The sequence below is a fragment of the Kushneria avicenniae genome, from assembly GCF_900112585.1.
Lineage (GTDB): Bacteria > Pseudomonadota > Gammaproteobacteria > Pseudomonadales > Halomonadaceae > Kushneria > Kushneria avicenniae.
Window position 1 is genome coordinate 1 of the sequence record NZ_FOLY01000009.1, and the last position, 26,302, is coordinate 26,302.

At 59.7% G+C, this 26,302-nt stretch carries 25 protein-coding genes, 2 tRNA genes and 1 pseudogene; 14 read left to right on the forward strand and 14 right to left on the reverse strand.

Annotation, left to right across the window (positions count from 1 at the left end; all coding sequences use genetic code 11):
* Window positions 1–669: 669 nt before the first annotated feature.
* Window positions 670–1,875: a tyrosine--tRNA ligase gene (gene tyrS, locus BM079_RS15680; protein ID WP_090136145.1), complete on the reverse strand. Its 1,206-nt coding sequence runs from the start codon at window positions 1,873–1,875 to the stop codon at window positions 670–672.
* A gap of 121 nt (window positions 1,876–1,996) precedes the next feature.
* Here tyrS and BM079_RS15685 point away from each other — a divergent pair, with 121 nt between their 5' ends.
* Window positions 1,997–3,112 carry an anhydro-N-acetylmuramic acid kinase gene (locus tag BM079_RS15685; protein ID WP_090136010.1) on the forward strand — a complete coding sequence of 372 codons (1,116 nt, stop codon included), beginning with the start codon at window positions 1,997–1,999 and terminating at the stop codon, window positions 3,110–3,112.
* A gap of 32 nt (window positions 3,113–3,144) precedes the next feature.
* Here BM079_RS15685 and BM079_RS15690 read toward each other — a convergent pair whose 3' ends face one another.
* Window positions 3,145–4,155 carry a type IV pilus twitching motility protein PilT gene (locus BM079_RS15690; RefSeq protein WP_090136012.1) on the reverse strand — a complete coding sequence of 337 codons (1,011 nt, stop codon included), beginning with the start codon at window positions 4,153–4,155 and terminating at the stop codon, window positions 3,145–3,147.
* Between the two features lie 39 nt (window positions 4,156–4,194).
* On the opposite strand from BM079_RS15690, the gene BM079_RS15695 reads away from it, so the two are divergent.
* From BM079_RS15695 to BM079_RS15720, 6 genes are all read left to right on the forward strand, one after another.
* A complete protein-coding gene (locus tag BM079_RS15695) occupies window positions 4,195–4,923 on the forward strand; it encodes a YggS family pyridoxal phosphate-dependent enzyme (RefSeq protein ID WP_090136014.1) in 729 nt (242 codons plus the stop codon).
* A gap of 26 nt (window positions 4,924–4,949) precedes the next feature.
* Entirely contained in the window at window positions 4,950–5,777 is an 828-nt protein-coding gene (gene proC, locus BM079_RS15700; protein WP_090136017.1) for a pyrroline-5-carboxylate reductase, read from the forward strand.
* A 45-nt stretch (window positions 5,778–5,822) separates the two neighbouring features.
* Window positions 5,823–6,404 carry a YggT family protein gene (locus tag BM079_RS15705; protein WP_090136019.1) on the forward strand — a complete coding sequence of 194 codons (582 nt, stop codon included), beginning with the start codon at window positions 5,823–5,825 and terminating at the stop codon, window positions 6,402–6,404.
* A 139-nt stretch (window positions 6,405–6,543) separates the two neighbouring features.
* Window positions 6,544–7,710, forward strand: coding sequence for a homoserine O-succinyltransferase MetX (gene metX / locus BM079_RS15710; RefSeq protein ID WP_090136147.1), 1,167 nt, complete (start codon window positions 6,544–6,546; stop codon window positions 7,708–7,710).
* On the forward strand, window positions 7,710–8,300 hold the full coding sequence (metW, locus tag BM079_RS15715) for a methionine biosynthesis protein MetW (RefSeq protein WP_090136021.1): 591 nt from the start codon (window positions 7,710–7,712) through the stop codon (window positions 8,298–8,300). Before metX ends, metW begins: the two co-directional genes overlap by 1 nt.
* Before the next feature lie 73 nt (window positions 8,301–8,373).
* Complete coding sequence (locus BM079_RS15720; protein WP_090136023.1) at window positions 8,374–8,781, forward strand: acyl-CoA thioesterase; 408 nt, start codon at window positions 8,374–8,376, stop codon at window positions 8,779–8,781.
* A 2-nt stretch (window positions 8,782–8,783) separates the two neighbouring features.
* Here BM079_RS15720 and sfsA read toward each other — a convergent pair whose 3' ends face one another.
* The gene (sfsA, locus tag BM079_RS15725) at window positions 8,784–9,476 is read right to left on the reverse strand and encodes a DNA/RNA nuclease SfsA (protein ID WP_090136025.1); all 693 of its coding nucleotides are present in this window, start codon (window positions 9,474–9,476) and stop codon (window positions 8,784–8,786) included.
* 199 nt (window positions 9,477–9,675) lie between these two features.
* Here sfsA and dksA point away from each other — a divergent pair, with 199 nt between their 5' ends.
* From dksA to BM079_RS16660, 7 genes and pseudogenes are all read left to right on the forward strand, one after another.
* Entirely contained in the window at window positions 9,676–10,107 is a 432-nt protein-coding gene (dksA, locus tag BM079_RS15730) for an RNA polymerase-binding protein DksA (RefSeq protein WP_380059418.1), read from the forward strand.
* The gene (gene gluQRS, locus BM079_RS15735; RefSeq protein ID WP_090136027.1) at window positions 10,108–11,019 is read left to right on the forward strand and encodes a tRNA glutamyl-Q(34) synthetase GluQRS; all 912 of its coding nucleotides are present in this window, start codon (window positions 10,108–10,110) and stop codon (window positions 11,017–11,019) included.
* Between the two features lie 926 nt (window positions 11,020–11,945).
* Window positions 11,946–13,238 (forward strand): polynucleotide adenylyltransferase PcnB, encoded by a 1,293-nt coding sequence (pcnB, locus tag BM079_RS15745; RefSeq protein ID WP_217639718.1) that lies wholly within the window; start codon window positions 11,946–11,948, stop codon window positions 13,236–13,238.
* Window positions 13,235–13,720 carry a 2-amino-4-hydroxy-6-hydroxymethyldihydropteridine diphosphokinase gene (gene folK, locus BM079_RS15750; RefSeq protein ID WP_090136031.1) on the forward strand — a complete coding sequence of 162 codons (486 nt, stop codon included), beginning with the start codon at window positions 13,235–13,237 and terminating at the stop codon, window positions 13,718–13,720. Before pcnB ends, folK begins: the two co-directional genes overlap by 4 nt.
* A 46-nt stretch (window positions 13,721–13,766) precedes the next feature.
* Window positions 13,767–14,561, forward strand: coding sequence for a 3-methyl-2-oxobutanoate hydroxymethyltransferase (gene panB, locus BM079_RS15755; RefSeq protein WP_090136033.1), 795 nt, complete (start codon window positions 13,767–13,769; stop codon window positions 14,559–14,561).
* 18 nt (window positions 14,562–14,579) lie between these two features.
* Window positions 14,580–15,425: a pantoate--beta-alanine ligase gene (panC, locus tag BM079_RS15760; RefSeq protein WP_090136035.1), complete on the forward strand. Its 846-nt coding sequence runs from the start codon at window positions 14,580–14,582 to the stop codon at window positions 15,423–15,425.
* A gap of 288 nt (window positions 15,426–15,713) precedes the next feature.
* A pseudogene (locus BM079_RS16660) lies at window positions 15,714–15,884 on the forward strand (GNAT family N-acetyltransferase); the annotation flags it as partial.
* 157 nt (window positions 15,885–16,041) lie between these two features.
* Here the strand turns inward: BM079_RS16660 and pnp are convergent.
* The 11 genes from pnp to tpiA form a co-directional block, all read right to left on the reverse strand.
* Window positions 16,042–18,165, reverse strand: a complete 2,124-nt coding sequence (pnp, locus tag BM079_RS15765) for a polyribonucleotide nucleotidyltransferase (protein WP_090136037.1) — start codon at window positions 18,163–18,165, stop codon at window positions 16,042–16,044.
* A gap of 151 nt (window positions 18,166–18,316) precedes the next feature.
* A complete protein-coding gene (rpsO, locus tag BM079_RS15770; protein ID WP_090136039.1) occupies window positions 18,317–18,586 on the reverse strand; it encodes a 30S ribosomal protein S15 in 270 nt (89 codons plus the stop codon).
* A gap of 74 nt (window positions 18,587–18,660) precedes the next feature.
* Entirely contained in the window at window positions 18,661–19,581 is a 921-nt protein-coding gene (truB, locus tag BM079_RS15775; RefSeq protein ID WP_090136041.1) for a tRNA pseudouridine(55) synthase TruB, read from the reverse strand.
* Entirely contained in the window at window positions 19,581–19,985 is a 405-nt protein-coding gene (gene rbfA, locus BM079_RS15780; RefSeq protein WP_090136043.1) for a 30S ribosome-binding factor RbfA, read from the reverse strand. Before rbfA ends, truB begins: the two co-directional genes overlap by 1 nt.
* Window positions 19,986–20,012: 27 nt before the next feature.
* Window positions 20,013–22,553 (reverse strand): translation initiation factor IF-2, encoded by a 2,541-nt coding sequence (infB, locus tag BM079_RS15785; protein WP_090136045.1) that lies wholly within the window; start codon window positions 22,551–22,553, stop codon window positions 20,013–20,015.
* Between the two features lie 41 nt (window positions 22,554–22,594).
* Window positions 22,595–24,079, reverse strand: coding sequence for a transcription termination factor NusA (gene nusA / locus BM079_RS15790; protein WP_090136046.1), 1,485 nt, complete (start codon window positions 24,077–24,079; stop codon window positions 22,595–22,597).
* Between the two features lie 40 nt (window positions 24,080–24,119).
* Window positions 24,120–24,581: a ribosome maturation factor RimP gene (gene rimP / locus BM079_RS15795; protein WP_175489734.1), complete on the reverse strand. Its 462-nt coding sequence runs from the start codon at window positions 24,579–24,581 to the stop codon at window positions 24,120–24,122.
* A 152-nt stretch (window positions 24,582–24,733) separates the two neighbouring features.
* Window positions 24,734–24,810: transfer RNA gene (locus tag BM079_RS15800), tRNA-Met, on the reverse strand.
* A 75-nt stretch (window positions 24,811–24,885) separates the two neighbouring features.
* Window positions 24,886–24,972: transfer RNA gene (locus BM079_RS15805), tRNA-Leu, on the reverse strand.
* Window positions 24,973–25,119: 147 nt separating this feature from the next.
* Window positions 25,120–25,527: a preprotein translocase subunit SecG gene (gene secG / locus BM079_RS15810; protein WP_090136050.1), complete on the reverse strand. Its 408-nt coding sequence runs from the start codon at window positions 25,525–25,527 to the stop codon at window positions 25,120–25,122.
* Window positions 25,528–25,531: 4 nt separating this feature from the next.
* The gene (gene tpiA, locus BM079_RS15815; protein ID WP_090136052.1) at window positions 25,532–26,281 is read right to left on the reverse strand and encodes a triose-phosphate isomerase; all 750 of its coding nucleotides are present in this window, start codon (window positions 26,279–26,281) and stop codon (window positions 25,532–25,534) included.
* Window positions 26,282–26,302 lie beyond the last annotated feature (21 nt).

Sequence of the window (26,302 nt, forward strand, 5' to 3'; positions counted from 1 at the left end):
CTCTTGACGAGTGTTCGTCTGCTCGAATATCTATGTGACTGGTGTCACGCGAGCCAGACGCCCACACAAATTGCCTGATCGACTTGTTAAAGAGCGTCTCGAAGATGTTGTCAGCGCCGTTGGCGGCTGCTTCGAGAGAGTGGGCATTTTACAGCCCTGCATCGAAAAGTCAACCTCTTTTTTTTCGATGCGGAAGCAAGCGACTGGAATCGAATCCGATTGAAGTGACCAAAACCCAAGTCAAAACAATCACCTGCAGACTTCCCCGCTGCCTCGTCGCCGTGTGCTCCGTGGCAGCGGATGCGTACTTTATAGATCACCCACTGGAGACGCAACCCCTTTTTTCAAAAAGATTTACCGAGGTGGTTTTATATCTTCTGCCGGGGTTACTACACGTGGATCATCGTGCCTTCGTTGAAGGCCTCCACTCCTTATAAAGAAAAGGCCCGCAGCTGATTTCGGCTGCGGGCCTTTGGATCTTCCCGATCCTGAAACACCACCGTCCATGGTGATGTCTGAAATTTACACCAAGGCTTCCCTTCCATGGGTGCAACGCTTCCGTGCGCTCGCTGCCTCGGTGTGTGTACAAAGCTACCTGACTGTAGCGGTAATGTCCAAATTTTTTGCGTCAAAAACTGCTGCAGATGTATGACTTGTCCAGGAATAGAGTTATGCCCTCTGCACACGGACTCTGGCATAGCGCTTTTTACCGGCCTGAATCACGTATTCGTTATCCACTGCCAGCATGTGCCCCGGCTCGACACTACTACCGTCTACCCATACCCGGGCGTTTTTCAGCATGTCCTTTGCCTGAGCGCTGTTGGTGGCAAGACCGGCGCGATTCAGGATCAAGCCAATGGGCGCTTCTTCCATATCCTCGATGTCGACTGCCACTTCAGGCAGGTCATCGGGCAGCTCCCCTTCCTTGAGCTGGTTGCCACTGGCACGGTGCGCGCCGGCAGCAGCCTCCTCACCATGAAATCGAGCGACCAGCTCGCGTGCCAGCACCATCTTGATATCGCGCGGGTTGGCGTCGTTGTCGATATCACTCATCAACGATCTGACTTCATCCATTGGCTTGAGCGAGAGCAGCTCAAAGTAGCGCCACATGAGCGAGTCGGGCATGGAGACGATCTTGTTGAACATTTCACCGGGGCGATCGGTAATACCGACATAGTTGCCCAGCGACTTGGACATCTTCTGTACGCCGTCCAGACCCTCCAGCAGCGGCATGGTCAGAACAACCTGTGGTGACTGCCCGTAATGCTTTTGCAGCTCACGCCCCATTAACAGATTGAACTTCTGATCAGTACCACCAAGTTCGATATCAGCTTCCAGCGCTACAGAGTCGTAGCCCTGTATAAGGGGATAAAGGAACTCATGGATGGCGATGGGCTGATTGCCCCGATAGCGCTTTTCGAAATCATCACGCTCCAGCATACGCGCCACGGTGCTCTGGGCGGCCAGGCCAATCAGATCGGCAGCAGACATCTCGCCCATCCACTGTGCATTGAAGACTACCCTGGTACGTTCAGGGTGAAGCACCTTGAACACCTGCTCCTGATAGGTCCGCGCGTTGGCCATGACGTCTTCTTCCGTCAAAGGCTTTCGCGTCACACTCTTGCCGGTGGGGTCGCCAATACGCCCGGTAAAATCGCCGATCAGAAACAGCACTTCATGGCCGAGGTCCTGAAACTGACGCAGCTTGTTCAGAAGCACCGTATGCCCCAGGTGAAGGTCAGGCGCCGTGGGATCAAAGCCTGCCTTGATGCGCAGTGGCCGTCCCAGCGAGAGCTTTTTCTCCAGCTCTTCTTCTACCAGTACCTCGTGGACGCCACGCTTGATCAGCGCCAGCGCATCGGCAACATCGGCCATGACCTGCATCTCCTGTTTTCAGGTTGTCGCAACTGTTCATCCCGGTGCATGGGGACAGCGAGAAATGTGGGCCATGATAGCATGGCGTCAAACGCGGAGACGCCCTGGCAGGAGTAAGCAGATGAGTCTTGTAATAGGCCTGATGTCCGGCACCAGTCTGGATGGTATTGATGCAGCCCTGGTGGAATGCAGCCACCATCAGCGACCTGTACTGCTGGAGGCGACAGGCATTGAAATGCCGGAACCGCTGCGCCGCCAGCTGTGGCAGCTGTGCCATGCCGGAGAAGCCAGCTTTGAACTGCTGGCCGAAGCCGAAGAAGCGTTTTGTCAGCTTCAGGCCAGGGCTGTTCACGCATTGCTGGATAAAAGCGGCCACGATGTCGAGTCCATCAAGGCCATCGGCAGTCATGGCCAGACCATCGAGCACCGACCGGACGGCCCCTTTCCCTACACATGGCAGCTCGACAACCCATCGCGTCTGGCCGAGCTGACCCGCTGTCGTGTCGTGGCCGACTTTCGGCGTCGGGACCTTGCCGCCGGCGGTCAGGGGGCGCCACTGGCGCCGGCCTTTCACGAGGCGCTCTTTCGTGACCAGAACCAGTGGCGAGTACTGCTTAATCTGGGTGGGTTTGCCAATATTACCCTGCTGCCGCCCGAGAACAGCGAGACGCCGGTTACAGGGTTTGATACCGGCCCGGCCAACGCCCTGCTGGACGGATGGTACGCCCGCTACCAGAAAGGTCGCTTTGATCGCGACGGTGCTTGGGCCATGAAGGGCAACTGCCAGCAGCCCCTGCTGGCGCGGCTGTTGAGTGATCCCTTTTTTGAAACACCGCCTCCCAAGAGTACCGGTCGCGAGCACTTTCATCTGTCGTGGCTGGAGGCGCGTTTAAACGGTGAGTCACCGATCGATGTTCAGGCTACGCTATTGACGCTGACCGTGGAGAGCATTGCTCGGGCACTGGAGCGCCATTTAAAGGCCGACACCCGCGCCAACACCTGTGTGGTCCCCTGCGGCGGCGGTGCCCATAATGACGCCCTCATGAATGCACTGGCCCGTCGGCTTTCGCCGGTCAGACTCGAGCGCTGTGAATCACTGGGCTGGTCACCGGACTGGCTGGAAGCCGGCGCCTTTGCCTGGCTTGCCTGGCGGCGACTGGAAGGATTGCCTGGCAATCTGGCGCCGGTGACCGGCGCAGCCGGACCGCGCATTCTGGGCGGTGTTTACGAGCGCTGATCGAGCAAAACCATTCAGGTCAGAAAAACCGACTAGCCACCATGCTCGTCGCGCACGATCAGCCCATCGGCCGCCAGCCTCGACATGGCCGTCTCCATGGTCTGCATGCCCAACCCGCCACCGGTCTGCAGCGCTGAGTAGATCTGCGCCACCTTGTCCTCGCGGATCAGGTTGCGGATGGCAGGCGTGGCAATCAGAATTTCGTGGGCGGCGATCCTGCCGCCGCCGATACGGCGCACCAGCTGCTGGGAAATGACCCCCTGAAGCGACTCGGACAGCATGGCGCGCACCATCGCCTTTTCATCTCCCGGAAAGACATCGACAATACGATCCACCGTGCGAGCCGCTGACGTGGTATGCAGCGTGGCGAGCACCAGATGGCCGGTCTCGGCCGCTGTCAGGGCCAGGCGCATGGTTTCCAGATCACGCATCTCGCCGACCAGAATCACATCGGGATCCTCACGCAGCGCCGAGCGCAGAGCGCTGGTCACGCAGTGCGTGTCACGCTCCACTTCACGCTGGTTGATCAGCGCCCGTCGAGAGTGGTGCACAAACTCGATGGGATCCTCGATGGTCAGCACATGCTGGGCGCGGGCGCCGTTGATGTGATCGACCATCGCCGCCAGCGTCGTGGACTTGCCCGACCCTGTCGGCCCTGTCACCAGCACCAGACCATGCGAGCAGGACGCCAGCCGGCGAAAGGCTTCACCGAGCCCCAGCGATTCAAGGCTCGGCACATGGGAGGGAATGGTACGAAAGACGCCGGCAACGCCCCGGTCCTGATGAAAGGCGTTGACCCTGAATCGGGAGACACCGGGAATATCAACGGAGAAGTCGAGCTCCAGCGACGTCCTGAAGGCCTGCTGTTGCGCCTCGCTCATCACAGCCGCCAGCAGACGATGGACATCGCTACTGTCCAGTGCCGGGGCATTGAGCCGACGAATGTCACCATCGACACGCATCATGGCCGGCAAGCCTGCCGACAGATGCAGATCCGAGGCCCCCTGTTTTGCCGTAAAAGCCAGCAGTTCGGTAATATCCATGTGTTCACAGTTCCGGACGTCACAACAGAGTGATCACTCATGAGCGATCAGCCAACACGCGCGACCCCGGATCAGGGCCGCCTGATATCACACACTATCGTCGCGGCACGCCATCGACTTGAGCAAGCTCTGGTCGATGCCGGCAGACCGGCCGACAGCGCAGCAGTACTGGCGGTCAGCAAGACCAAACCGGCGGCGCTGCTGAGAGAGGCGTTCGAGGCCGGCCAGCGCCTTTTCGGTGAGAACTATCTACAGGAAGCGATGGAGAAGCAGCGTTCGCTGGCAGATCTTGAGGAGATCGAATGGCACTACATCGGCGCACTTCAGTCCAACAAGACGCGTGACGTGGCCGAGCATTTCAGCTGGGTCCATACCGTGGATCGCGAGAAGATTGCGCGGCGCCTGAGCGAGGCACGTCCGGACACCCTGACGCCTCTCAATATCTGCCTGCAGGTCAATATCAGTCGAGAGCCTTCCAAATCGGGCGTAACGCCCGAAGCGCTGCCGGCACTGGCTGAACAGGTACTGGCACTGCCGAATCTGAAACTGCGCGGTTTGATGTCGATTCCGGCCATCAGCGATGATCCATCACGGCAGCGTCTTCCTCACGCCGCCCTGCGTGAGCTTTTCGAGGACCTGGTCGGGCGCTATCCCGAGGCACCTCTGGACACGCTGTCCATGGGCATGAGCGGTGACATGGAAGCCGCCATTGACGAGGGCGCCACGCTGGTCAGACTTGGAACAGCCATCTTCGGCAGCCGCGACTGAACCTCCCGACAACAAGGATATCCTTCATGGCAAGTCAATTGACCTTTATTGGCGCCGGCAACATGGCCAGCGCCATCTTTGGCGGGCTGATCGACAATGGCTATCCGGCCGAGGCCATTACGGCGACGTCTCCGGATGAATCCATGCTCGAGCAGCATCGGGCGCGCTACGGCATTCATACCACTACCGACAATGTGGCAGGCGTCAGCGACGCCGATGTCGTCATTCTGGCCGTCAAGCCACAGATCATGCGCGAGGTCTGCGAGCCGCTTCAGGAAGCGCTGCAGATCAGTCGACCGCTGATCATCTCCATTGCGGCCGGGCTGACCATCGACACGCTGAGCCAGTGGCTGGGCGATGACAGCCTGCCGATCGTGCGCTGCATGCCCAATACGCCAGCACTGGTGGGCAAGGGCGCGACAGGCCTTTACGCCCCCCCCGGTTCTGGCGAGGATCACCGGGCGCTGGCCAGCGATCTGCTGTCGGCTGTGGGAATCGTTGAATGGGTCGAGGAAGAGACCCAGCTCAGCGCCGTGACGGCGATCGCCGGCAGCGCGCCTGCCTACTTTTTCTACATGCTGGAAGCGATGGAAAATGCCGGCGTGGAACGGGGGCTGTCACGCGAAACAGCACGGCGGCTGGCCATCCAGACAGCACTGGGCGCCGCCAACATGGCCAGCGAAAGCGAACATGACCCGCAAACGCTCAAGCAACAGGTCATGTCGCCGAAAGGAACTACGGAGCGCGCCATTGCCAGTTTTGAACAGGCCGGCTTCGAGAAAATGGTGGATGATGCCACACTGGCCTGTTTCGAACGTGCCGAATCGCTGGCACGTGAACTGCGGGATCAGTAAATTCACTGTATCTGTCATCTTGTGACGACATAACGGAGAGTCTCCATGGGGAGCGCACTGGGCGATACCGGCATCATGCTGGTCAATACCCTGATCAACCTTTATCTGTTTGTGCTGATGCTGCGCTTTTTGCTGCACGCCTCACGTGCCGACTACTACAACCCCATCAGCCAGGCAATCGTCAAGGCGACCTCGCCGGTGGTGGGCCCCCTTCAGCGCGTATTGAGACCTGCCGGACCGATCGATATCGCAACGCTTGTGGTCGCGCTGGTGTTCAAGATGGCGGGTATTGCCCTGATCTGTATGGCCATCTTTGGCTTCCCGCCCATCGGGCTTCTGGCCATTGCGGCGCTGGCCGGCGTGATCAATGCCATTTTGAAGATCTATTTCTTTGCCATGATCATCATGATCATCCTGAGCTGGGTCGCCCCCCAGTCCGGCCATCCCGGTGCACTGCTGGTCTATCAGATCACTGAACCCATCATGGCGCCGGTACGGCGCGTCATTCCCTCCATCGGCATGATCGATCTGTCTCCCATCGTGGTCTTTTTGCTGATCAACGTGCTCGACAGCTTTCTGGTGGGCACGCTCAGCCGCGCTGCCGGTCCGCTCGCCCCGCTGATCTAGCCATCGTCAGGCTGTCGTGTCCCGGACACGACAGCCGCCTTGATGCCTCTCCCCCGCCCCCTGCGGCAATATGCTACAGTGCGCCTCCGACGGTGGGTCATGACTCCGGCCTGCCCTGTCTGACCGGATTTGAATGCTGATGCCCGAGACACTGTCTTCTACCTCGGCTGGCCTGGTAACGCCGCAGGTCGCCCGCTTCGATACGCCCCTGATGCTGGCCTGCGGCCGTGAGCTCCCGGCCTTTGAGCTGGTGTATGAAACCTATGGGACGCTCAACGAGACTGCCAGTAATGCGGTTCTGATCTGCCATGCCCTCTCGGGACATCACCATGCGGCCGGCTATCATCACGTCGATGATCGCAAGCCCGGCTGGTGGGATGCGCATATCGGCCCCGGCAAGAGCATCGATACCCGCCGCTTTTTCGTGATTTCGGTCAACAATCTCGGCGGCTGCCACGGCAGTACCGGTCCCTCGAGCGACAACCCGACCACCGGTCGCATCTGGGGCCCCGATTTTCCACTCATGACCGTCATTGACTGGGTCAACAGCCAGGCCATGCTGGCCGACCGGCTGGGCATCCAGCGCTTCGCGGCCGTAGTGGGCGGCAGTCTGGGGGGCATGCAGGTCCTGCAGTGGGCGATGAGCCTGCCCGAGCGGATTGCCAACGCAGCCGTGATTGCCGCCACGCCGAGGCTCTCGGCGCAGAACATTGCCTTCAACGAGGTCGCGCGTCAGGCCATTCGATCCGATCCCGAATTTTTTGACGGCTGGTACAGCGAGCATCAGACCCTGCCCCGACAGGGACTGCGGCTGGCCCGCATGGTCGGCCACATCACCTATCTGTCGGAGCACTCGATGGGGGCCAGGTTCGGTCGTGACCTGCGCACCGACAGCCTCAACTATGGCTACGACGTCGAGTTCGAGGTGGAATCCTATCTGCGCTATCAGGGCGATACCTTCTCGACGCGCTTTGATGCCAATACCTATCTGCTGATGACCAAGGCGCTTGACTACTTTGACCCGGCCGGCGAGCACGGTAATGATCTACCCGGGGCGCTGGCCACCGCGACCTGTCGCTTTCTGGTCGTCAGCTTCACAACCGACTGGCGCTTCGCCCCCGCGCGTTCGCGCGAGCTGGTGGACGCTCTGCTGCGCGCCGGCAAACACGTCAGCTATGCCAATATCGACTCCTCGCACGGGCACGATGCCTTCCTTCTGCCCAACGAGCGTTACGAGGCCGTACTGGGCGGTTTCATGACGCGTATCGCCAACGACGTGGAACATGCTGCCGGGGACCCTTCATAATGCGTGCCGATCTTGAACTGATCTATGGCTGGGTGCCTCAGGGCGCTCGCGTACTCGACCTGGGCTGCGGCGATGGCACCCTGCTGGCGGCGCTGTCCCGGCACAAGCAGGTCACGGGCTATGGTCTTGAGATCGACAGCGACGGCATTTCGCGCTGCCTTGAAAAGGGGGTGGACGTCATTGAGCAGGACCTTGACCAGGGACTGGCCAATATTCCCGATGACGCCTTCGATCTGGTGGTCATGACTCAGGCACTCCAGGTACTGAGACGCCCCGACCTGATGCTTGATGAAATGCTGCGGGTCGCCCATGAGTGCATCATCGCCTTCCCCAACTTTGCCTGGTGGCGTCACCGCCTGTCGCTGGGACTCAAGGGCCGCATGCCGGTATCCCGTTCGCTGCCTCACGCCTGGTATGACACGCCCAATATCCACCTGTCGACCTTTCGGGATTTTTCCGATCTGTGTCGCATGCAGGGACACACCATTACCGACCGTGCGGTGGGCAACGGCAGTCGTGAAGGGCAGTGGCGCCATCGGCGCTGGCCCAACCTGTTTGGTCAGGATGCCATATTCAGGGTGCGCCGCTGATCCGGGAACGCCGAGCACCCTGGACTTTGGTATATTAAAGCCATTCTGCCAAGACGCTCAGCGAGGCCTGAACATGAACTTTCATACCCGCAAGTGGATCAAGCCCGAGGATCTCAACCCTAATGGCACGCTCTTCGGGGGAAGTCTTCTGAAATGGATCGATGAAGAAGCCGCCATCTACGCCGTCATCCAGCTGGACAATTCGCGCGTGGTGACCAAATACATGTCCTCCATCAATTTTGTCTCCAGCGCGCGGCAGGGTGACATCATCGAGCTGGGTATCACAGCTACCCGTTTTGGCAAGACGTCGCTGACCCTGCACTGCGTGGTCCGCAACAAGATCACCCATAAAAACATTCTGACCATCGACGAGATCGTTTTCGTCAACATGGGCAATGACGGGCGACCGGCGGCGCACGGCAAGACAAAAATCACCTATCTGCGCGACCGTGAGCTGGCAGGACCCGACAGCGCCACCTGATCTCAGTGCAGGCGGCGATAGCGCCGGGCTGTAATGTGCTCCGGCGTGATGTCACAGCCCAGCATGACCACTTCGACGCCGGCATCACACGCGGCACGAAAGGTCTGGGCATAGCCGGGATCAAGATGCTCTGCCGGCTGAACACTCGCGATACCGCTGTGAGCGACCAGAAAGACCAGCATGGCCCGGTCGCCAGCCGCGCGCAGCGCCATCAGCGTTTCCAGATGACGCCGTCCGCGGGCGCTGACAGAGTCCGGAAAATAGCCACGGCCCGCCTCCTTTAATGTGACCTGCTTGACCTCGAGCCAGACGACCGCACCGCTCGCCGATGTCAACCGAAAATCAAGCCTTGAATCTTCTACCCTGACCTCACGCTTCAGATCCCACGTCCTGTCACCAAAGAGGAGGCCGCCGCTTTCGATGGCCTCCTGTACCAGCGCATTGGCGCGCCCGGTATGAATGGAAGCCATCGCACCATCCGGAAGCTCGATCAGCTCCCAGGTCCAGGCCAGCCGCCTTTTGGGGTTGTCATGCCAGGACACCCAGACCCGGCATCCGGGCATGTTGACCGCGCGCATCGAGCCGGTATTGGGGCAGTGGGCCGTAATGACCCGGCCGTCATCAAGACGGATATCGGCCAGAAAGCGCTTGTAGCGCGCGATAAGCACACCGGACCAGAGCGGTGGCAGTTTCATGCGGCGTCACCCGTGATCAATATCGTATGCGCTGGAGATGTCATGGCGCCCTCTTCAGGCCCCTTGTCTTTCGTACAATGCAGGTTGCAATCGGCCTGGATATCCTATAAATAGCACTACCCTGAATCACGCGATGCGGTACTCAGAAAGACGCTTGCGGGCCTACGGCATCGCCACTACCTGCAGTGAGGCAATTCCCATGGCAGTAGCCGAGACGCAGTCGCCTGATAATTTTACGCCCTACGAGCCATCGCCGGGCGAAGAGTACATGAACGAGCAGCAGCTGGCACACTTTCGCCGGATTCTGCTCGGCTGGAAAGCCGATCTGATGGCCGAGGTGGATCGTACCGTTCGCCACCTTCAGGAAGACGCCAACAACTATGCTGATCCAGCCGATCGCGCCACGCAGGAGGAAGGCTTCAACCTTGAACTGCGCACACGCGATCGCGAGCGCAAGCTGCTCAAGAAAATCAACGAGACCATCGAGAAAATCGACGAGGATGACTACGGCTTCTGTAACGCCTGTGGCATCGAAATCGGTATTCGCCGTCTTGAAGCCCGACCCACGGCGACGCTGTGCGTGGACTGCAAGACGTTATCGGAACTGAAGGAAAAACAGCTCGGAGGCTGAATGCCGGGCACAGGATACGACAACGGCCCCGCGGTGGTTGGTCGCTTTGCGCCAACGCCCTCGGGGCCTTTGCATTTCGGGTCGCTTCTGGCGGCACTTGCCAGCTGGCTTGACGCTCGCGCCCGAGGTGGGCGCTGGCTGCTGCGTATCGAGGATATTGACCCGCCCCGCTGCCCGACCGGTGCCAGCGATACCATTCTTGAACAGCTCGACGCCTTCGGCCTTGTCTGGGACGGCCCTGTCGAATATCAGCACGATCACGACACTGATTACCAGAAGGCACTGGCATCGCTCACGGCACAGAACCTGGCCTACCCCTGCAGCTGTACGAGAAAGGAGTGGCAACACTCGAGTATCTATCCGGGCTGGTGTCGCCACGGGTCAGGGCATCCCGAACGGGACTGTGCCTGGCGCCTGCGTACCGACCTCGGCGAGCCGGAAATCTGCTGGCAGGACAGACGGCTGGGGCAGCAGTGCTGGTCACTGCCGGCGCTGGGCGATGTCGTACTCAAGCGACGTGACGGCCTCTGGGCCTATCAGCTGGCCGTCGTGGTCGACGATGCTCGCCAAGGCATCACGGATATTGTTCGCGGCGCCGACCTGCTCGACAACACCCCCTGGCAGATTCGACTGCAGCAGGCACTGGGCTACCCAACGCCGGCCTATCTGCATTTGCCGCTGGTCATCGCCGGCAATGGCCAGAAACTTTCCAAGCAGAATCTGGCCCCCGCACTCCCCTGCCAGGATCACGCCGTTCGCCCGTTGCTGCACGAAGCACTGACACTGCTGGGACAGTCTCCAGCGTCCGATCTGCGTCATGCCAGCGTGTTCGAACAGCTGAAAGCCGCCATCAATCACTGGCAGCCTCATAATTTGTCCATGCAGGATGTTCAGCGCACGACATCAAAATGACCTATATCGACCATCGTCGTCTTTTTTTACGTCATATTGCGCGTATGCTGACCCTAGCCAACAAGGACAGTGCACTAATAAAAGGCATTAGCGCATCATTTCTGCACTACGTAAGTGCAATAGAAGATATGACGTATTTTTTCTTCGTCTCCACTGATGCCGCGCAGCACTCGTAAAAACAGGCAGCCTTTTGAAAATAAAAGTTATTTTTTAATGTGGCACGTATTCTGCTCCAACCAAAGCGACTGAAGAAGAATAAAACCGATCGCACGTGCCGGCCACCAACAAGAACAACAACGGTCAGGCATCGATCAGACAGCCTGTCACAACAACAATAAACAAGGCATGTCATGAACATGCTGGTTGTCAGGGCCCGAATAACAACAACAGGGGGCTGGCAACACTGGAGGCGCCAACAACAACAATAATCGCCTCCCGCTCTCGGAATACGATGTCCCTGCAGTGGTTGTACGACAACAACAACATAACCCTGCGACACTCCAGAACAACAACAAGATCACTGGAGCAGCCCTATGGCTGTCGTCATGGAAGATTGTTTTGAATACGAGATGTTCACAGCCGTCAGAACACAACAACAAGACACCACGGCATGATGACTTTGGTGAACATGGTACGTATTCAGGGCGATGCGCCATCACGAAAAAATCATAATAAAGCACGATTGCGGGGAGACGAATTGTCTCCCCGTTTTTATTGCCGGACATCGGGTTGTATGACAGCCTGCTTTGCAAGCTTTTGTTGCTCGGCTACACTGAGCTTCTGATCGGCGTTCCGATGCAACAGGGCGCAAACAGATCGGAGCATGATGGCCAAAACGGTCGGCTCCGGAATTTTCCTCAGGTCAACATGGCTTCACCTTGACGCCCACCATTCTTCCTCGTGATCAACACCCCATTTCCCGGCGAATGCTCAGCGACAATGCGCTGAAGGTACTCTATCGCCTTAACCAGGCGGGCTTTGAAGCCTATCTTGTCGGGGGGTGCGTCAGAGATTCCCTGCTCGGGCAGGTTCCCAAGGATTTCGATGTGGCGACCAACGCCACCCCGGAGCAGGTTCGCGGCGTCTTTCGCAACGCCCGTTTGATCGGCCGCCGCTTTCGCATTGTTCATGTCCGCTTTGGCCGTGAAATCATTGAGGTCACCACCTTCCGCGGTGGCCATGACAACGACCAGGCCGATCGCCATTCGCATCAGTCCGAAGAGGGACTGCTGCTGCGCGACAACGTCTGGGGCAGCGTCGACGAGGATGCCCTGCGCCGCGACTTTACCGTCAACGCGCTCTATTACAGCGTCCGCGACTTTGCCATTCATGACTGGACCGGCGGCCTGGAGGATCTCGAGCATCGCGTGCTGCGTCTGATCGGCGATCCCGATCTTCGCTATCGTGAAGACCCGGTGCGCATGCTTCGTGCCGTTCGCTTTGCCAGCAAGCTGGATTTCACCCTGGCCGCCGAGACCGAAGCGCCGCTTGAAACCTGTGCGCCGCTGCTGCTGCAGATTCCACCGGCGCGACTGTTTGAAGAGGTCCTCAAGCTGTTTCTCTCCGGTCATGCCCTGAGCACCTTCCATGCGCTAAGGCGTCACGGCCTTTTTGCCATGCTGTTTCCGGGCACCGAGGAGTCGTTTGATCAATTGGACTGGGCGCTGCCCATGGTCGAACAGGCACTGATCAATACTGATGAGCGCATTCGGGCCGACAAGCCGGTGACACCGGCCTTTTTATATGCCGCACTGCTCTGGCCGGCCACGGTGGCGCAGACCGCCCGGCTGATCGAGGACGGCATCCCGCCGGTGCCGGCAGCCCAGCAGGCCTCTCAGCAGGAACTCAATCGGCAGCTGCAGCATACGTCCATTCCGAAACGTTTCAGCCTGCCCATGCGTGAAATCTGGGACATGCAGCTGATGCTGCCGCGCCGACGAGGCAAACGTCCGTTCCAGACACTGGCACATCAACGCTTTCGCGCCGCCTATGATTTCCTGCTGCTCAGAGAATCCGCCGGCGAGATTGCTTCCGGTCTGGGGCAGTGGTGGACGCGCTTTCAGGACGCCAGCGAAAGCCAGCAGCGCGAAATGGTGCAAAAGGTCGAGCAGGGGCACGACGATGCTGCCATCGATGACGATGCGCCCGAGAGCATGCCCATGCCGACCCGTAAACCCAGACGTCGTCGGCGCCGCCGCCCCAGGGATCAGCAGGAGTGAGTCATGCCGCATGGATCGGGCTGGGCAGTAATCTGGGCCATCCTCGTCAGCAGATACTGACGGCGCTGGAGGATCTGGCAGCGCTCCCCCTGACCACGATCAAGGCGCGCTCTTGCCTTTACAGCAGTCGCCCGGTCGGCCCTCAGGATCAGCCCGATTTCATCAATGCCGTGGCGGTTCTGAGCACCCGCCTCTCACCGCTTGCACTGCTGGATCAGCTGCAGGCGCTGGAGCAGCGCCATCGACGCGTGCGAGAGCGTCACTGGGGGCCGCGAACGCTGGATCTTGACCTGCTGCTGTATGACGATCAGATGCTCGATCTGCCGCGGCTGGTGGTGCCTCACCCCTGGCTTGGCGAGCGCGCCTTTGTGGTCCACCCCATGCTGGAGATCACCCCCGATTTCTGCCTGCCGGACGGCCAGCGCCTGGATCAGTTGCCGGCCGCGCAGCCCTCGAATGACTTGAAGCGCCTGTCACTCTGACTCTAGACTCGAGCTGCCACACCGGCTGTCGAGTATCGAGGACTGCATGCGTCACCCCATTACCCTTCAGACCCTGAACGAACGTCGCAGGACCGGACAGCCGTTCAGTTGCCTGACTGCCTATGATGCTACCCTGGCGACGCTGGCCGGCAATGCCGGCATCGAGGTTCTTCTGATCGGCGACTCGCTGGGCATGGTCCTGCAGGGCCATGCTTCCACCCTGCCCGTAACGCTTCAGGACATGATCTATCACACCCGCTGCGTGGCGCGGGCCGATACGACCAGCCTGATCATGGCGGATCTGCCCTTCATGACCAATACCACAACGGTCCAGACCCTTCAGGCGGCCGGGCAACTGATGCAGGCCGGTGCGCACATGGTCAAGCTCGAAGGCGAGGCGTGGCTTGCCGAGACGGTCACAGCGCTGACACAGCGCGGCGTGCCCGTCTGTATTCACATGGGGCTGACACCACAAAGCGTTAACGCGCTCGGAGGCTATCGCGTTCAGGGCCGCAACGCACAGCAGGCAGAAGCCATGCTCGAGGCCGCCAAAACCCTGGAGCAGGCCGGCGCAGCCGTCATTTTGCTGGAGTGCGTGCCCCGCGAACTGGCCGGGCGCATTCGTGACGCCCTTGAAGTGCCGGTCATCGGCATCGGCGCCGGCCCTGACGTGGACGGACAGATTCTGGTCATGCACGACATGCTCGGGGCAACCACCGGTCGGGCACCGCGATTTGTCAGGGACTTCATGGCAGACACCGGCAGCATCAGCGCTGCCTTCAGGGCCTATCACGAAGCAGTCACAACGCGCAGCTTTCCCTCCCCGGAACACTGCTTTTAACAGCGGACAGGACAAGACATGCAAACGTTCGAGGATGTGGCAGCGCTCTGGCAGGTACTGGCCGACTGGCGCCGTGAAGGTCTCAGAATGGCGCTGGTACCCACCATGGGCAATCTTCATGAAGGCCATCTGAGACTGGTGGATGCGGCTCTTCAGCATGCTGATCGCGTCGTGGCGACCATTTTTGTCAATCCACTGCAGTTTGGTCCCGATGAAGATCTGGCCCGCTATCCGCGCACCCTGGCAGATGATCAGCGCGCACTGGCCGAGCGCGGCTGCGACCTGCTGTTTGCACCAGCGGTCGAAACGCTCTATCCCGAGGGTCAGGAAGGGCTGACGCGGGTCAGCGTGCCGCAGGTCTCGCAGGGACTCTGCGGCGACCATCGGCCGGGCCATTTCGATGGCGTTGCAACGGTGGTCAGCCTGCTGTTCAATCTGACCCGTCCGGATGTCGCCTGTTTCGGCGAAAAGGATTTCCAGCAGCTGGCGGTTATTCGCAAGCTGGTCCGCGATCAGCACATGCCCATCGACATCATTGGCGTTCCCATTGCACGCGACCATGATGGACTGGCGCTCTCTTCGCGCAATGGCTATCTGGATCGCGACGCACGAACCCGAGCCAGTCAGCTGTATCAATGTCTTGCCGACAGCGCGCAACGCCTTGAACGCGGTCAAGACAGCGAAGCGGTACTGACGCAGGGTCGACGGCAGCTGGAGGCCGCAGGGTTTCGGCCCGACTATCTGGCCCTCTGTGACGCCACGACCCTGCAGCCCGTCAGCACCTGGCAGCCCGGGTCGGTGCTACTGGCCGCGGCCTGGCTGGGCAATACCCGGCTGATCGACAATCTACCCTGCCGCTCATGACGCTCTGGCGCCGCGCTCGGCCCGAGGACATGACGGCGCTGATCAACTGGATCGACTCGCCGGCAACGCTTTTCAGGTGGGGCGGCCCCTCGCTCACGTGGCCGGCAACGTCTGATCAGCTGTGGCAGCACATTGAGGCGGCCTTCTTACCCTCCTTTTCTCTGGAAGAAGATGACGCACTTCTTGCCTTCGGTCAGCTGGCACTTCGTGAACAGGGCATACCGCAGCATCTTTGTCGGCTTATCGTAGCGCCTCACCGGCGGGGCCAACAGCTGGGGGGAAAGGCTTTGTCACCATCTCATGGCGCACGCCGCACGGATGGGCGCCACGCAGGCCATGCTCAATGTTGCCATGACCAATGAGCACGCCGTTCGGCTGTACAAGCGTCTCGGCTTCGTCAATGTCGGGCCTGTCAGCGAACGCGGTATACAGGCCATGACGCGCCCACTCTGGTCATGACACTGTTTTATAGCCATGGCACTGCCGCCACAGCCTTGCGCCGCCGATCAATCATGAAAGAGGGCCTGACCCCGAAAGATGTCGGAATCAGGCCCTGAACTGCCGCATGACCAAAGCACCCGTTCAACAAGCGCCGTGATTCAGCAACACTGGAAGATTACTCTTCCAGAGTCGCTTCAAAGGCGGACTTTTCTTCTTCACCGACTTCCTTGATGGACAGCTTGACGCGGCCGCGGTTATCGATGTCCAGCACCTTGACGGTCACCATCTGGTTCTCGCTGAGGTAATCGCGAACATCGTTGACCCGCTCAGGGACGATCTGGGAGATGTGTACCAGCCCATCAGTGCCCGGCATGAAGTTGACGAAGGCGCCAAAGTCGGCAATACGTACCACCTTGCCGCGATAGAGCTTGCCAACTTCGGCTTCAGCCGTGATGCCGAGCACGGTGTCCATCGCCTTCTGGGCGCCGGCCTTGGTTTCGGCGTAGATCCGGACGCTGCCGTCATCGTCGATGTCGATCGAGGCGCCGGTGTCTTCACAGATCTGGCGAATGGTCGCGCCGCCCTTGCCGATCACGTCACGAATCTTCTCGGGATCGATCTTGAGACGGGCCATGGTGGGCGCATGCTCGGCCACTTCGCCACGACTCTGCGCGATCACGTGATTCATTTCGCCCAGGATATGCTGGCGCGCATGGAAGGCCTGCTCCAGCGCCTTTTCCATGATCTCTTCGTTGATCCCTTCAATCTTGATGTCCATCTGCAGCGCCGTGATGCCCTCTGCGGAACCGGCCACCTTGAAATCCATATCACCGAGGTGATCTTCATCACCCAGGATATCGGTCAGAACGGCAAAGCGCTCGCCTTCCTTGACCAGACCCATGGCGATACCGGCAACCGGCGCCTTCAGCGGCACGCCGGCATCCATCAGCGCCAGCGAGGAGCCACAGACTGAGGCCATCGAGCTGGAGCCGTTGGATTCGGTAATCTCGGAGACCACGCGGATCGAATACGGGAAGTCATCGGCAGACGGCAGCATGGCAGAAACGCCACGGCGCGCCAGACGACCATGACCGATTTCGCGACGCTTGGGAGAGCCGATGAAGCCGGCCTCGCCCACGCTGTAGGGTGGGAAATTGTAGTGCAGCATGAAGCGGTCATGGCGCTCGCCATCCAGACCTTCAACCAGCTGCGCATCCCGGGTAGTGCCCAGCGTCGTGGTCACGATCGCCTGGGTTTCACCGCGAGTAAAGATGGCCGAACCATGCGTACGCGGCAGAGCCCCTACTTCGATGTCCAGCGCGCGAACGGTGGAATGATCGCGACCATCGATACGCGGCTCACCGTTGAGCACGCGCTCTCGCACGATGCGCTTTTCAAGTTTGGCAAAGCCATTGCTGACGTCTTCGCCGCTATAGAGCGCTGCATCGCCTTCGCAGAGCTGAGTCTTCGCCTGCGCCTTGAGCTCATTCAAGCAGTCCTGACGCGCCATCTTGTCGGTAATCCGATAGGCCTCGCCGATGCCCGCTTCATAGCCGTTGGCCAGCGCATCCTTGAGCGCCGAGTTATCGGCCTGGGGCTGCCAGTCCCATCTGGCCTTGCCACCTTCACTCACAAACTCGTTGATGGCCTTGATGGCCACCTGCATCTCTTCGTGGGCGAACAGGACGGCGCCGAGCATTTCGTCTTCGGAAAGCTCTTTGGCCTCGGACTCAACCATCAGGACGGCCTTTTCGGTGCCGGCCACGACCATGTCGAGTTCAGAAGCCTGCAGCTCTTCCTGAGAAGGGTTGATGAAGTACCCGCGCTCGTTGGTATAGGCCACGCGCGCCGCACCGATCGGGCCGGCAAAGGGCACACCGGAGATAGCCAGTGCCGCGGAAGTGCCCAGCATGGCAGCGATGTCAGGATCCTGATGACGTTCGGCCGAGAGCACCGTGCAGACCACCTGCACTTCGTTCATGAAGCCCTTGGGAAACAGGGGGCGGATCGGGCGATCAATCAGGCGTGAGGTCAGCGTTTCCTTCTCGCTGGGACGCCCTTCACGTTTGAAAAAGCCGCCTGGAATCTTGCCGACCGAATAGGTCTTTTCCTGATAGTGCACGGAAAGGGGAAAGAAATCCTGACCGGGCTTGATGTCCTTTCTGGCAACAACCGTACACAGCACCACCGTGTTGTCCATGGTGACCAGGACGCTGCCGGTGGCCTGACGTGCCAGACGACCGGTTTCCAGCGTGACGCTGTGGTTGCCGTATTGAAATGTCTTTTTAACCGCGTTCAATGCGTTGTCCTTTTCTCGTAAACCATTCATTCACTTTCGACGTCATCTTAAAATCAAACGTCTCGAGTGTCACTCTCGCCACGGGCCATAACAAAAACAGGCGGCTCCCGAAGGGAGCCGCCTGTCAGTACCTGCCGGAAAGGCGACGCAATCAGCGACGCAGGCCCAGACGAGAGATGATCTGCTGATAGCGATCAAAATTCTTGCGCTTGAGATAATCCAGCAGCTTGCGGCGCTGGTTGACCATGCGGATCAGGCCACGACGCGAGTGGTGATCCTGCTTGTGATCCTTGAAGTGGCTCTGCAGGGTAACGATATTGTCAGTCAGCAGGGCGATCTGGACCTCCGGCGAACCGGTGTCGTTGTCACCCGTACCAAATTCCTTGACGATCTCGGCCTTGCGTTCGGCAGTCAGTGCCATGTTACTTCTCCAGTTTAATATGCCTGAGCATTGATAAGTGTCGAAGACCACGCATATTTGCAGTCTTCGCGAAACTACCGGTCCTCACCGGCAGTATTGATCAGTCGACGCGGGGAACACTGCCCCGGCCCGCTGACCGTGACCACGCCCAGAAGCGCGTGATCGTGATAAAGCCTTGCAACACTGCCTTCTTCCAGCCCATTGGTATCCAGCGACACGGGCTGACCGTGCAGGATGCGCTGGGCACCGTCATCATCGGTATCAAGTTGCGGCAGATGATTGATCAGCGCATCGACCGGCAGCAGCTTCTCGAGACGCTGCTCGTCGCTCATGGCTTCCAGCGCTTCGAAATCCAGCATGTTGCCGTCATTGAAGGGACCGGTTCTGAGTCGACGCAGTCCTTCAAGATGGGCCCCACAGCCAAGACGCTCGCCGATATCCTCGGCCAGCGTACGAATGTAGGTGCCCTTGCTGACGCTGACATCCAGTGAAAAACCCCGGGCATGTCGCGACGTGAGCGCAATATCATAAATGCTCACGCGTCTTGGTGCACGCTCAAGCTCCCGTCCGGCGCGGGCATGGGCATAGAGCGGCTGCCCCTGATGCTTGAGCGCCGAATACATGGGCGGCACCTGCTCGATCTCGCCGACAAAATCGGCCAGCACAGTCTCGATGTCGCCATCCTCCAGATCGGGAACGCTACGCTGTTTGAGCACTTCGCCTTCCCGGTCCCCCGTATCGGTCACCACACCGAGACGAATGCTGGCCAGATAGCGCTTGTCGGCATCCAGAAGCCAGGAGGAGAACTTGGTGGCCTCACCCAGACAGATGGGCAGCAGACCGGTCGCCATGGGATCAAGCGTTCCGGTGTGCCCCGCCTTCTGCGCCTGGTAAAGCCCGCGTACCTGCTGCAGTGCGCGGTTGGAGCTTACGCCTTCGTGCTTGTCCAGCAGCAACACCCCGTTGATGGGACGCCCGCGACGTCGTCTTGCCATCAGTCGCCGCGCTCCGGGCCTGTCTCATCATCTTCACCAGTGCGGTCACGGTCGGACTGCACGGCGCGCTCGATCAGACTCGACAGCTCATGACCGCGAGTGACGGATTCGTCAAAGTGGAAACGAAGCTCCGGCACGTGGCGAAGCTTCATGGTCCGGGCAACACGAGACCGCAAAAAACCACTGGCGCGCTTGAGCACCCCAAGGTTTTCACGGATGCGCTCCGGATCATTTTCCCCCATCAGGGTGACGTGAACATCGGCATAGCTCAGGTCACGACTGACGTCGGCCGACGTGACCGTCACCATGCCCAGCCGGGGATCCTTGATCTCACGCTGGATCAGCTGGGCCAGCTCGTGGGCCAGCTGCTCGCCGACCCGATCCGTACGATTGAATTCACGCATGAGACGCTCCCGTCATGGAGGCAGCACTCACAGGGAGCGCTGGACCTCGACCTGGTCGAAGACTTCGATCTTGTCGCCGACCTGGACATCATTGTAGTTACGAACGCCGATGCCACACTCCATGCCGTTGCGCACTTCGTTGACGTCGTCCTTGAAGCGGCGCAGGGATTCGAGCTCACCTTCGTAGACCACGACGTTCTCACGCAGAACACGGATGCGCTTGTTGCGGTGCACGGTACCTTCGATGACCATGCAGCCTGCGACAGCACCGATCTTCGGTGCGCGGAAGACATCACGCACCTCGGCCACGCCCACGATATCCTCACGCCATTCCGGCGCCAGCATACCGCTCATTGCCTGCTTGACTTCATCAATGAGGTGATAGATGACGCTGTAGTAGCGCAGGTCCAGCCCTTCACGGTCGACGATGTCACGCGAGGAGGCATCGGCACGAACGTTGAAGCCAACGATGATGGCATTGGAAGCCACGGCCAGGTTGGTGTCGGTTTCGGTGATACCACCGACACCGGAAGACACGACTGCAACCTTGACTTCATCGGTCGAGAGCTCTTCAAGCGCGCCGCGGATGGCTTCGAGCGAACCCTGTACGTCGGCCTTGAGCACGATATTGACGGTAGCGGTCTCGTCCTGGCCCATCTGGCTGAACATGTTCTCCAGCTTGGCCTTCTGCTGACGCGCCAGACGCACTTCGCGATACTTGCCCTGACGGAAGTTGGCGACTTCACGCGCCTTCTTCTCATCAGCCAGCACCATGAAGTCGTCACCGGCTTCCGGCGTACCGCCCAGACCGAGGATCTCGACCGGCATGGAGGGCCCGGCTTCATCGACCTGCTTGCCCAGTTCGTTGACCAGTGCCCGCACGCGACCGTAGTGGAGTCCGGCCAGTACCACATCGCCCTTTCTGAGCGTACCGGTCTGTACCAGGACGGTGGCAACAGGGCCGCGACCGCGGTCCAGACGGGACTCGACCACAACACCCTTTCCGGGCGCTTCAGGAACGGCCTTGAGCTCCAGTACTTCGGAGACCAGCAGTACCGCTTCCAGCAGTCCGTCAATGTTCTCGCCGCTTTTGGCGGAAACATGAACAAACTGGGTATCACCGCCCCACTCTTCCGAGATCACGCCGCGCTGCGACAGCTCGTTGCGCACGCGATCCGGATCAGCACCTGGCTTGTCGATCTTGTTGACCGCCACGACCAGCGGTACACCGGCAGCCTTGGCGTGCTCGATGGCCTCGACCGTCTGCGGCATGACGCCGTCATCGGCGGCCACCACCAGGATAACCACGTCAGTGGCCTGTGCACCGCGAGCACGCATGGCGGTAAAGGCCGCGTGACCGGGCGTATCCAGAAAGGTCAGGTCGCCGTTTTCATGTTCAACGTGATAGGCGCCGATATGCTGGGTAATGCCGCCGGCTTCGCCGGTGGCGACCTTGGTGCGACGGATGTAGTCCAGCAGCGAGGTCTTGCCGTGGTCAACGTGACCCATGACGGTCACCACCGGCGCACGCGTGATCTGCTCGCCTTCATAGGAGATGTTTTCGAGCACTTCGGTCTCGAGCGCATCTTCTTTAACCAGTCTGGGCGTATGCCCCATCTCTTCGACCACGATCGCGGCAGTATCCTGATCGATGGTCTGGTTGATGGTCACGGCGGCGCCCATCTTGAACATGGCCTTGATGACTTCGTTGGCCTTGATGGCCATCTTGTCAGCCAGGTCCGCCACGCTGATGGATTCAGGGATAGGCACTTCACGCACGATATTCTGCACCGGCTTCTGGAAACCATGGGCATTGTCGCTGCGGCTGCTGCCACCACGGCGGCTGCCACGGCGCTGCTCGGCCCGCTTGACCTTCTTTCCACCACGCTTGCGCTCGTTACGCTCGCTGCGCTCGTCGGCATCATCGCGGCGCTCGTCACGACGACCGCCGGCAGACTTGCCGCCTTCGCCACGACGGGTATTGCGCCGGCTGTTGTCATTACGCGGCTCACGTGGCGGTGCCTCGACGGCCGGAGCGCCTTCTTCAGCACTTTCCGGAACCGGCGCCTCGACAGCTTCTTCTAACGGTGCGGCCTTGTCGCTGACAGGCTGCGCCTGTTCGGTGCTTTCCTGAGCGGGCGCCGCTTCGCCAACTGCCGGTGCCTCGGTAGAAGCACTGACGGCCTGCTCGGTCGTGGCAGCCTGCTCTGCGGCAGGGGCCTGAGCGTCCTGCTGCTCCTGCTCGCCGTTTTCTTCATCGCCACGCTTGACGTAGGTACGCTTTTTACGCACCTGCACTTCGATGGTCTTGTTGCGACCATCACCGGTGCGAATCTTGCTGCGGGTCTTGCGCGTCATGGTGATACGGTTCTTGTTACCGTTGTTACCACGCGCACCAGCGCCCCCGTGGCTTCTGGTGAGATAGTCGAGCAGCGTCTGCTTGTCTTCTTCGGAGACCGCATCGTTTTCTGCCTTATGCGGCAGACCTGCTTCACTCATCTGCTCGAGCAGGCGGCTGACATCACGCCCCACCTTGCCGGCAAATTCCTTGACTGTTGTTTCTGCCATTTATGACCTCCTGAGCCCGTGACCTGTCGCGATACGATGGATTATTCGAACCACGGCGCCCGGGCCGTCATGATCAGTGCCGCAGCACGTTCTTCATCCATCCCCTCAATGTCCTTGAGGTCTTCAATGGATTGCTCGGCAAGATCTTCCATGGTGATAATTCCTCGCCCGGCCAGCCGGTAGGCAAGATGCTGATCCATGCCCTCCATCGAGAGCAGATCCTCGGCGGGCGCGGTGCCGTCCAATTCTTCTTCGGATTTGATCGCCAGATTGAGCAATTCATCCTTGGCCCGCGCGCGCAGCTCCTCGACCAGCGACTCGTCAAAGCCTTCGACTTCCAGCATCTCTTCCAGCGGGACGTAGGCGACTTCCTCAAGCGAAGTAAAGCCTTCCTCGACCAGCAGCCGCGCCATCTCTTCATCAACATTGAGGTGATTGATGAAGTACTCGATATAACTGTCGAGCTCCTGATCGCGACGTCCCTGGGCTTCCTCCTCCGTCATGACGTTGAGCGTCCAGCCGGTCAGTTCACTGGCCAGACGTACGTTCTGTCCGCTGCGGCCGATGGCCTGGGCCAGATTGTCTTCGCCGACCGCAACGTCCATGGCGTGAGTGTCCTCATCCACCAGGATGGAGGCCACGTCGGCGGGCGCCATGGCATTGATGACCAGTTGAGCCGGATTATCGTCCCAGAGCACGATATCCACACGCTCGTTGCGCAGCTCGTTTGAAACGGCCTGCACCCTGGAACCACGCATGCCGACACAGGCACCAACCGGATCGATGCGGCGGTCGTTGGTCTTGACGGCAATCTTGGCACGAGAGCCTGGATCGCGTGCAGCGCCCTTGATTTCGATCAGCTGCTCCGAAATTTCGGGAACCTCGATGGTAAAGAGCTCCACCAGAAATTCGGGGCGTGTACGAGACAGGATCAGCTGCGCACCACGCGCTTCAGGATCCACACGCCAGAGCAGTGCCCTGACGCGTTCGTTGAGGCGATAGCGCTCACCCGGGATCATTTCACCGCGCGGCAGGAACCCTTCCGCGTTGTCGCCCAGATCAATGATCAGGCCATCACGTGTGGTTTTCTTGACATTGCCGCCCACCAGCTCGCCTTCGCGCTCGGCATACTGGCGCACGATTTCGGAGCGCTCGGCTTCACGCACCTTCTGAACGATGACCTGCTTGGCCGTCTGAGCCGCAATCCGACCGAATTCGGCGGATTCGATCTGCTCTTCCACGACCTCATTGAGCGCCAGCGGATCATCACGCTCTTCGGCAGCGCCCAGCGGAATCTGGCGTGCCGAAGTGGTGTAATCCTCGTCGGGCACGACTGTCCAGCGCCTGAAGGTTTCGTAATCGCCGGTATTGCGATCGATACGCACACGAATATCGACATCCTTGCCTTCGTAGCGCTTTCTTGAAGCGCTGGCCAGCGCTGCTTCAACGGCTTCGAAAATAATATCGCGGGGAACACCCTTTTCGTTCGATATCGCATCGACGACCAGCAAAATGTCCTTGCTCATGCCTGTGCCTCGCCAGAAAAGTCCTTGTTGTCATCAAGCATCAGTTATCAAACCCGGGCACGACGCGTGCCTGCTCAATGGTCTCGATAGGAAATCCATACTCTTCGTCGTTGAACTGCAGCAGCACTTCATCGCCATCCACACCGGCCAGCAGCCCCTTGAAACGACGCTGACCCTCAAAGGGCGCGCGCAGTTTCAGCGTAATGGTATGACCGGCAAACCGGGCAAAATGTGACAGGGAATAAAGCGGGCGATCCATCCCGGGAGAGGACACTTCAAGCTGATACTGTCCGGGGAGAGGGTCTTCTACATCCAGCAGGGCACTGACCTGCCGGCTGACATCGGCACAGTCTTCAACGCTTACACCATTGTCATGATCGATATAAACGATCAGTCTGGAATGTTTGCCCTGAGCATTGTAATCAATGCCCCAGAGCTCGAAACCGAGCGCTGCGACGGCGGGCTCTATCAGCGTATGCAGTGTTTCTTGCCTGGTTGGCACGACATGGCCTCCTGCAGTGGCATCAGGCACCCGAGCGAAAATACAGGAGAGCAGATGAGGTGACTGATGAGCGATCTTGTTGCGCTGTAACAAAAAGCCCCTTCGATGGAAGGGGCTTTTCGGGGAAAAATTTCCATCCATTAACGCATGGATGGTAGCGGGGGCCGGATTTGAACCGACGACCTTCGGGTTATGAGCCCGACGAGCTACCAGGCTGCTCCACCCCGCATCAATAGCGCAATCAGTATAAGGACTTTGTCCCGTCGAATCAACACGATCCGCCTGTCGCGACTTGCAGTTCCGATGGTGCCGAAGGCGGGACTTGAACCCGCACGACCGTAAGGTCACTACCCCCTCAAGATAGCGTGTCTACCAATTCCACCACTTCGGCTTTCGGATCGACAGAATCAGGATTCTGTCACTTCTGACACTCTTTTGTCAGAAGAGTGATGAGGCGTTAACAAGAGAGCACCTCATCACTGGCGCGAGATTATGCACCTCCTGACCGGATTCGTCAAGCGATGCATAATTCTTTGCATCAATTACCGTCGCCGTCATTCGTAGAAGGCACCGTCAGGCCACCGTTATCGTCACCGGCGTCCTGCTGCTGAGCGTCGGGAGCACGAGGGGCATCGTCGCCATCGTCCAGACTCGGCGCACTGCTGCGCTGCTGCTCGATGACACGCGCGTCGGGAATACCGCTCTGGGCATCACCGCCACGGTCCACCAGCCAGGCAAGCCCGAGCGAAGTGATGAAGAAGAGCGCGGCCAGCACCGCCGTCAAGCGTGCAAGCGTCTTGGAAGCGCCCTGGGAGCCCAGCACCGTCTGCGAAGCGCCGCCACCAAAGGCAGCGCCCGCCTCGGCACCCTTGCCGCGCTGCAAAAGCACAAGCGTGATCAGGCTGATGGCAAGAAGGACGTGAATCAGAATGATGGCAACGTACATTTAATCAACCTGCTGCGTGACAAATCGCAATGAAATCATCGGGTTTGAGCGAGGCGCCGCCTATCAGCCCCCCATCGATATCCGGTCGGGAAAGAAGGTCGGCAGCGTTGTCGGCCTTCATGCTACCGCCATACAGCAGGCGCATGCCTTCTCCCAGCGCGGGATCCTTGTCTGACAACCATGCGCGAATCATGGCATGAACCTGCTGTGCCTGATCGGGTGTAGCCGTACGACCGGTACCGATGGCCCAGACCGGTTCGTAGGCGATCACCAGCTGCGAGCGCTCTTCGGCGGACAGGGCATCAAAAACGGCACTGACCTGACCAAGCACCACAGACTCCACCCGATCGGCCTCCCGCTCTTCAAGCGTTTCGCCAATGCACAGTACGGGCGTCAGCCCGGCAGCGAGAGCCGCCCTGACACGAGCCAGTACGGCCTGATCGTCTTCCCCGAACAGGGTCCGACGCTCCGAGTGACCCACCAGCACACAAGTGACACCGCACTGAACAAGCATGGAAGCACTGATCTCACCGGTATAGGCACCCGATGATTCAGGATGAAGCGTCTGGGCACCGAGAGCGACCGGGCTGTCTGCCAGCAATCCCTGCGCCGATGTGAGCAGCGTAAAGGGGGGGATAATGGCAACGTCAACGCTGGAGGAGATCTGCGCCGACGCCAGTGACTGCGTCATGGTCTCCAGCAGCTCCGGCGAGCCATTCATCTTCCAGTTGCCGGCAATCAGCGGCTTACGCATGGTGACTTCTCCCTAGCCTGT

What these genes read in the sequence shown, in the direction of transcription:
- BM079_RS15685 (WP_090136010.1), top strand. Translation starts at nt 1,997, where the DNA reads ATGAGTCTTGTAATAGGCCTGATGTCCGGCACCAGTCTGGATGGTATT.
- truB (WP_090136041.1), bottom strand. Translation starts at nt 19,581, where the DNA reads ATGGCAAGACGACGTCGCGGGCGTCCCATCAACGGGGTGTTGCTGCTG.
- metW (WP_090136021.1), top strand. Translation starts at nt 7,710, where the DNA reads ATGCGTGCCGATCTTGAACTGATCTATGGCTGGGTGCCTCAGGGCGCT.
- nusA (WP_090136046.1), bottom strand. Translation starts at nt 24,079, where the DNA reads ATGAGCAAGGACATTTTGCTGGTCGTCGATGCGATATCGAACGAAAAG.
- infB (WP_090136045.1), bottom strand. Translation starts at nt 22,553, where the DNA reads ATGGCAGAAACAACAGTCAAGGAATTTGCCGGCAAGGTGGGGCGTGAT.
- BM079_RS15705 (WP_090136019.1), top strand. Translation starts at nt 5,823, where the DNA reads ATGGGGAGCGCACTGGGCGATACCGGCATCATGCTGGTCAATACCCTG.
- secG (WP_090136050.1), bottom strand. Translation starts at nt 25,527, where the DNA reads ATGTACGTTGCCATCATTCTGATTCACGTCCTTCTTGCCATCAGCCTG.
- sfsA (WP_090136025.1), bottom strand. Translation starts at nt 9,476, where the DNA reads ATGAAACTGCCACCGCTCTGGTCCGGTGTGCTTATCGCGCGCTACAAG.
- rbfA (WP_090136043.1), bottom strand. Translation starts at nt 19,985, where the DNA reads ATGCGTGAATTCAATCGTACGGATCGGGTCGGCGAGCAGCTGGCCCAC.
- BM079_RS15720 (WP_090136023.1), top strand. Translation starts at nt 8,374, where the DNA reads ATGAACTTTCATACCCGCAAGTGGATCAAGCCCGAGGATCTCAACCCT.
- tpiA (WP_090136052.1), bottom strand. Translation starts at nt 26,281, where the DNA reads ATGCGTAAGCCGCTGATTGCCGGCAACTGGAAGATGAATGGCTCGCCG.
- tyrS (WP_090136145.1), bottom strand. Translation starts at nt 1,875, where the DNA reads ATGGCCGATGTTGCCGATGCGCTGGCGCTGATCAAGCGTGGCGTCCAC.
- proC (WP_090136017.1), top strand. Translation starts at nt 4,950, where the DNA reads ATGGCAAGTCAATTGACCTTTATTGGCGCCGGCAACATGGCCAGCGCC.
- rpsO (WP_090136039.1), bottom strand. Translation starts at nt 18,586, where the DNA reads ATGGCACTGACTGCCGAACGCAAGGCCGAGATCGTCAAGGAATTTGGT.
- metX (WP_090136147.1), top strand. Translation starts at nt 6,544, where the DNA reads ATGCCCGAGACACTGTCTTCTACCTCGGCTGGCCTGGTAACGCCGCAG.
- pcnB (WP_217639718.1), top strand. Translation starts at nt 11,946, where the DNA reads ATGCTCAGCGACAATGCGCTGAAGGTACTCTATCGCCTTAACCAGGCG.
- dksA (WP_380059418.1), top strand. Translation starts at nt 9,676, where the DNA reads ATGGCAGTAGCCGAGACGCAGTCGCCTGATAATTTTACGCCCTACGAG.
- panB (WP_090136033.1), top strand. Translation starts at nt 13,767, where the DNA reads ATGCGTCACCCCATTACCCTTCAGACCCTGAACGAACGTCGCAGGACC.
- BM079_RS15695 (WP_090136014.1), top strand. Translation starts at nt 4,195, where the DNA reads ATGAGCGATCAGCCAACACGCGCGACCCCGGATCAGGGCCGCCTGATA.
- gluQRS (WP_090136027.1), top strand. Translation starts at nt 10,108, where the DNA reads ATGCCGGGCACAGGATACGACAACGGCCCCGCGGTGGTTGGTCGCTTT.
- panC (WP_090136035.1), top strand. Translation starts at nt 14,580, where the DNA reads ATGCAAACGTTCGAGGATGTGGCAGCGCTCTGGCAGGTACTGGCCGAC.
- BM079_RS15690 (WP_090136012.1), bottom strand. Translation starts at nt 4,155, where the DNA reads ATGGATATTACCGAACTGCTGGCTTTTACGGCAAAACAGGGGGCCTCG.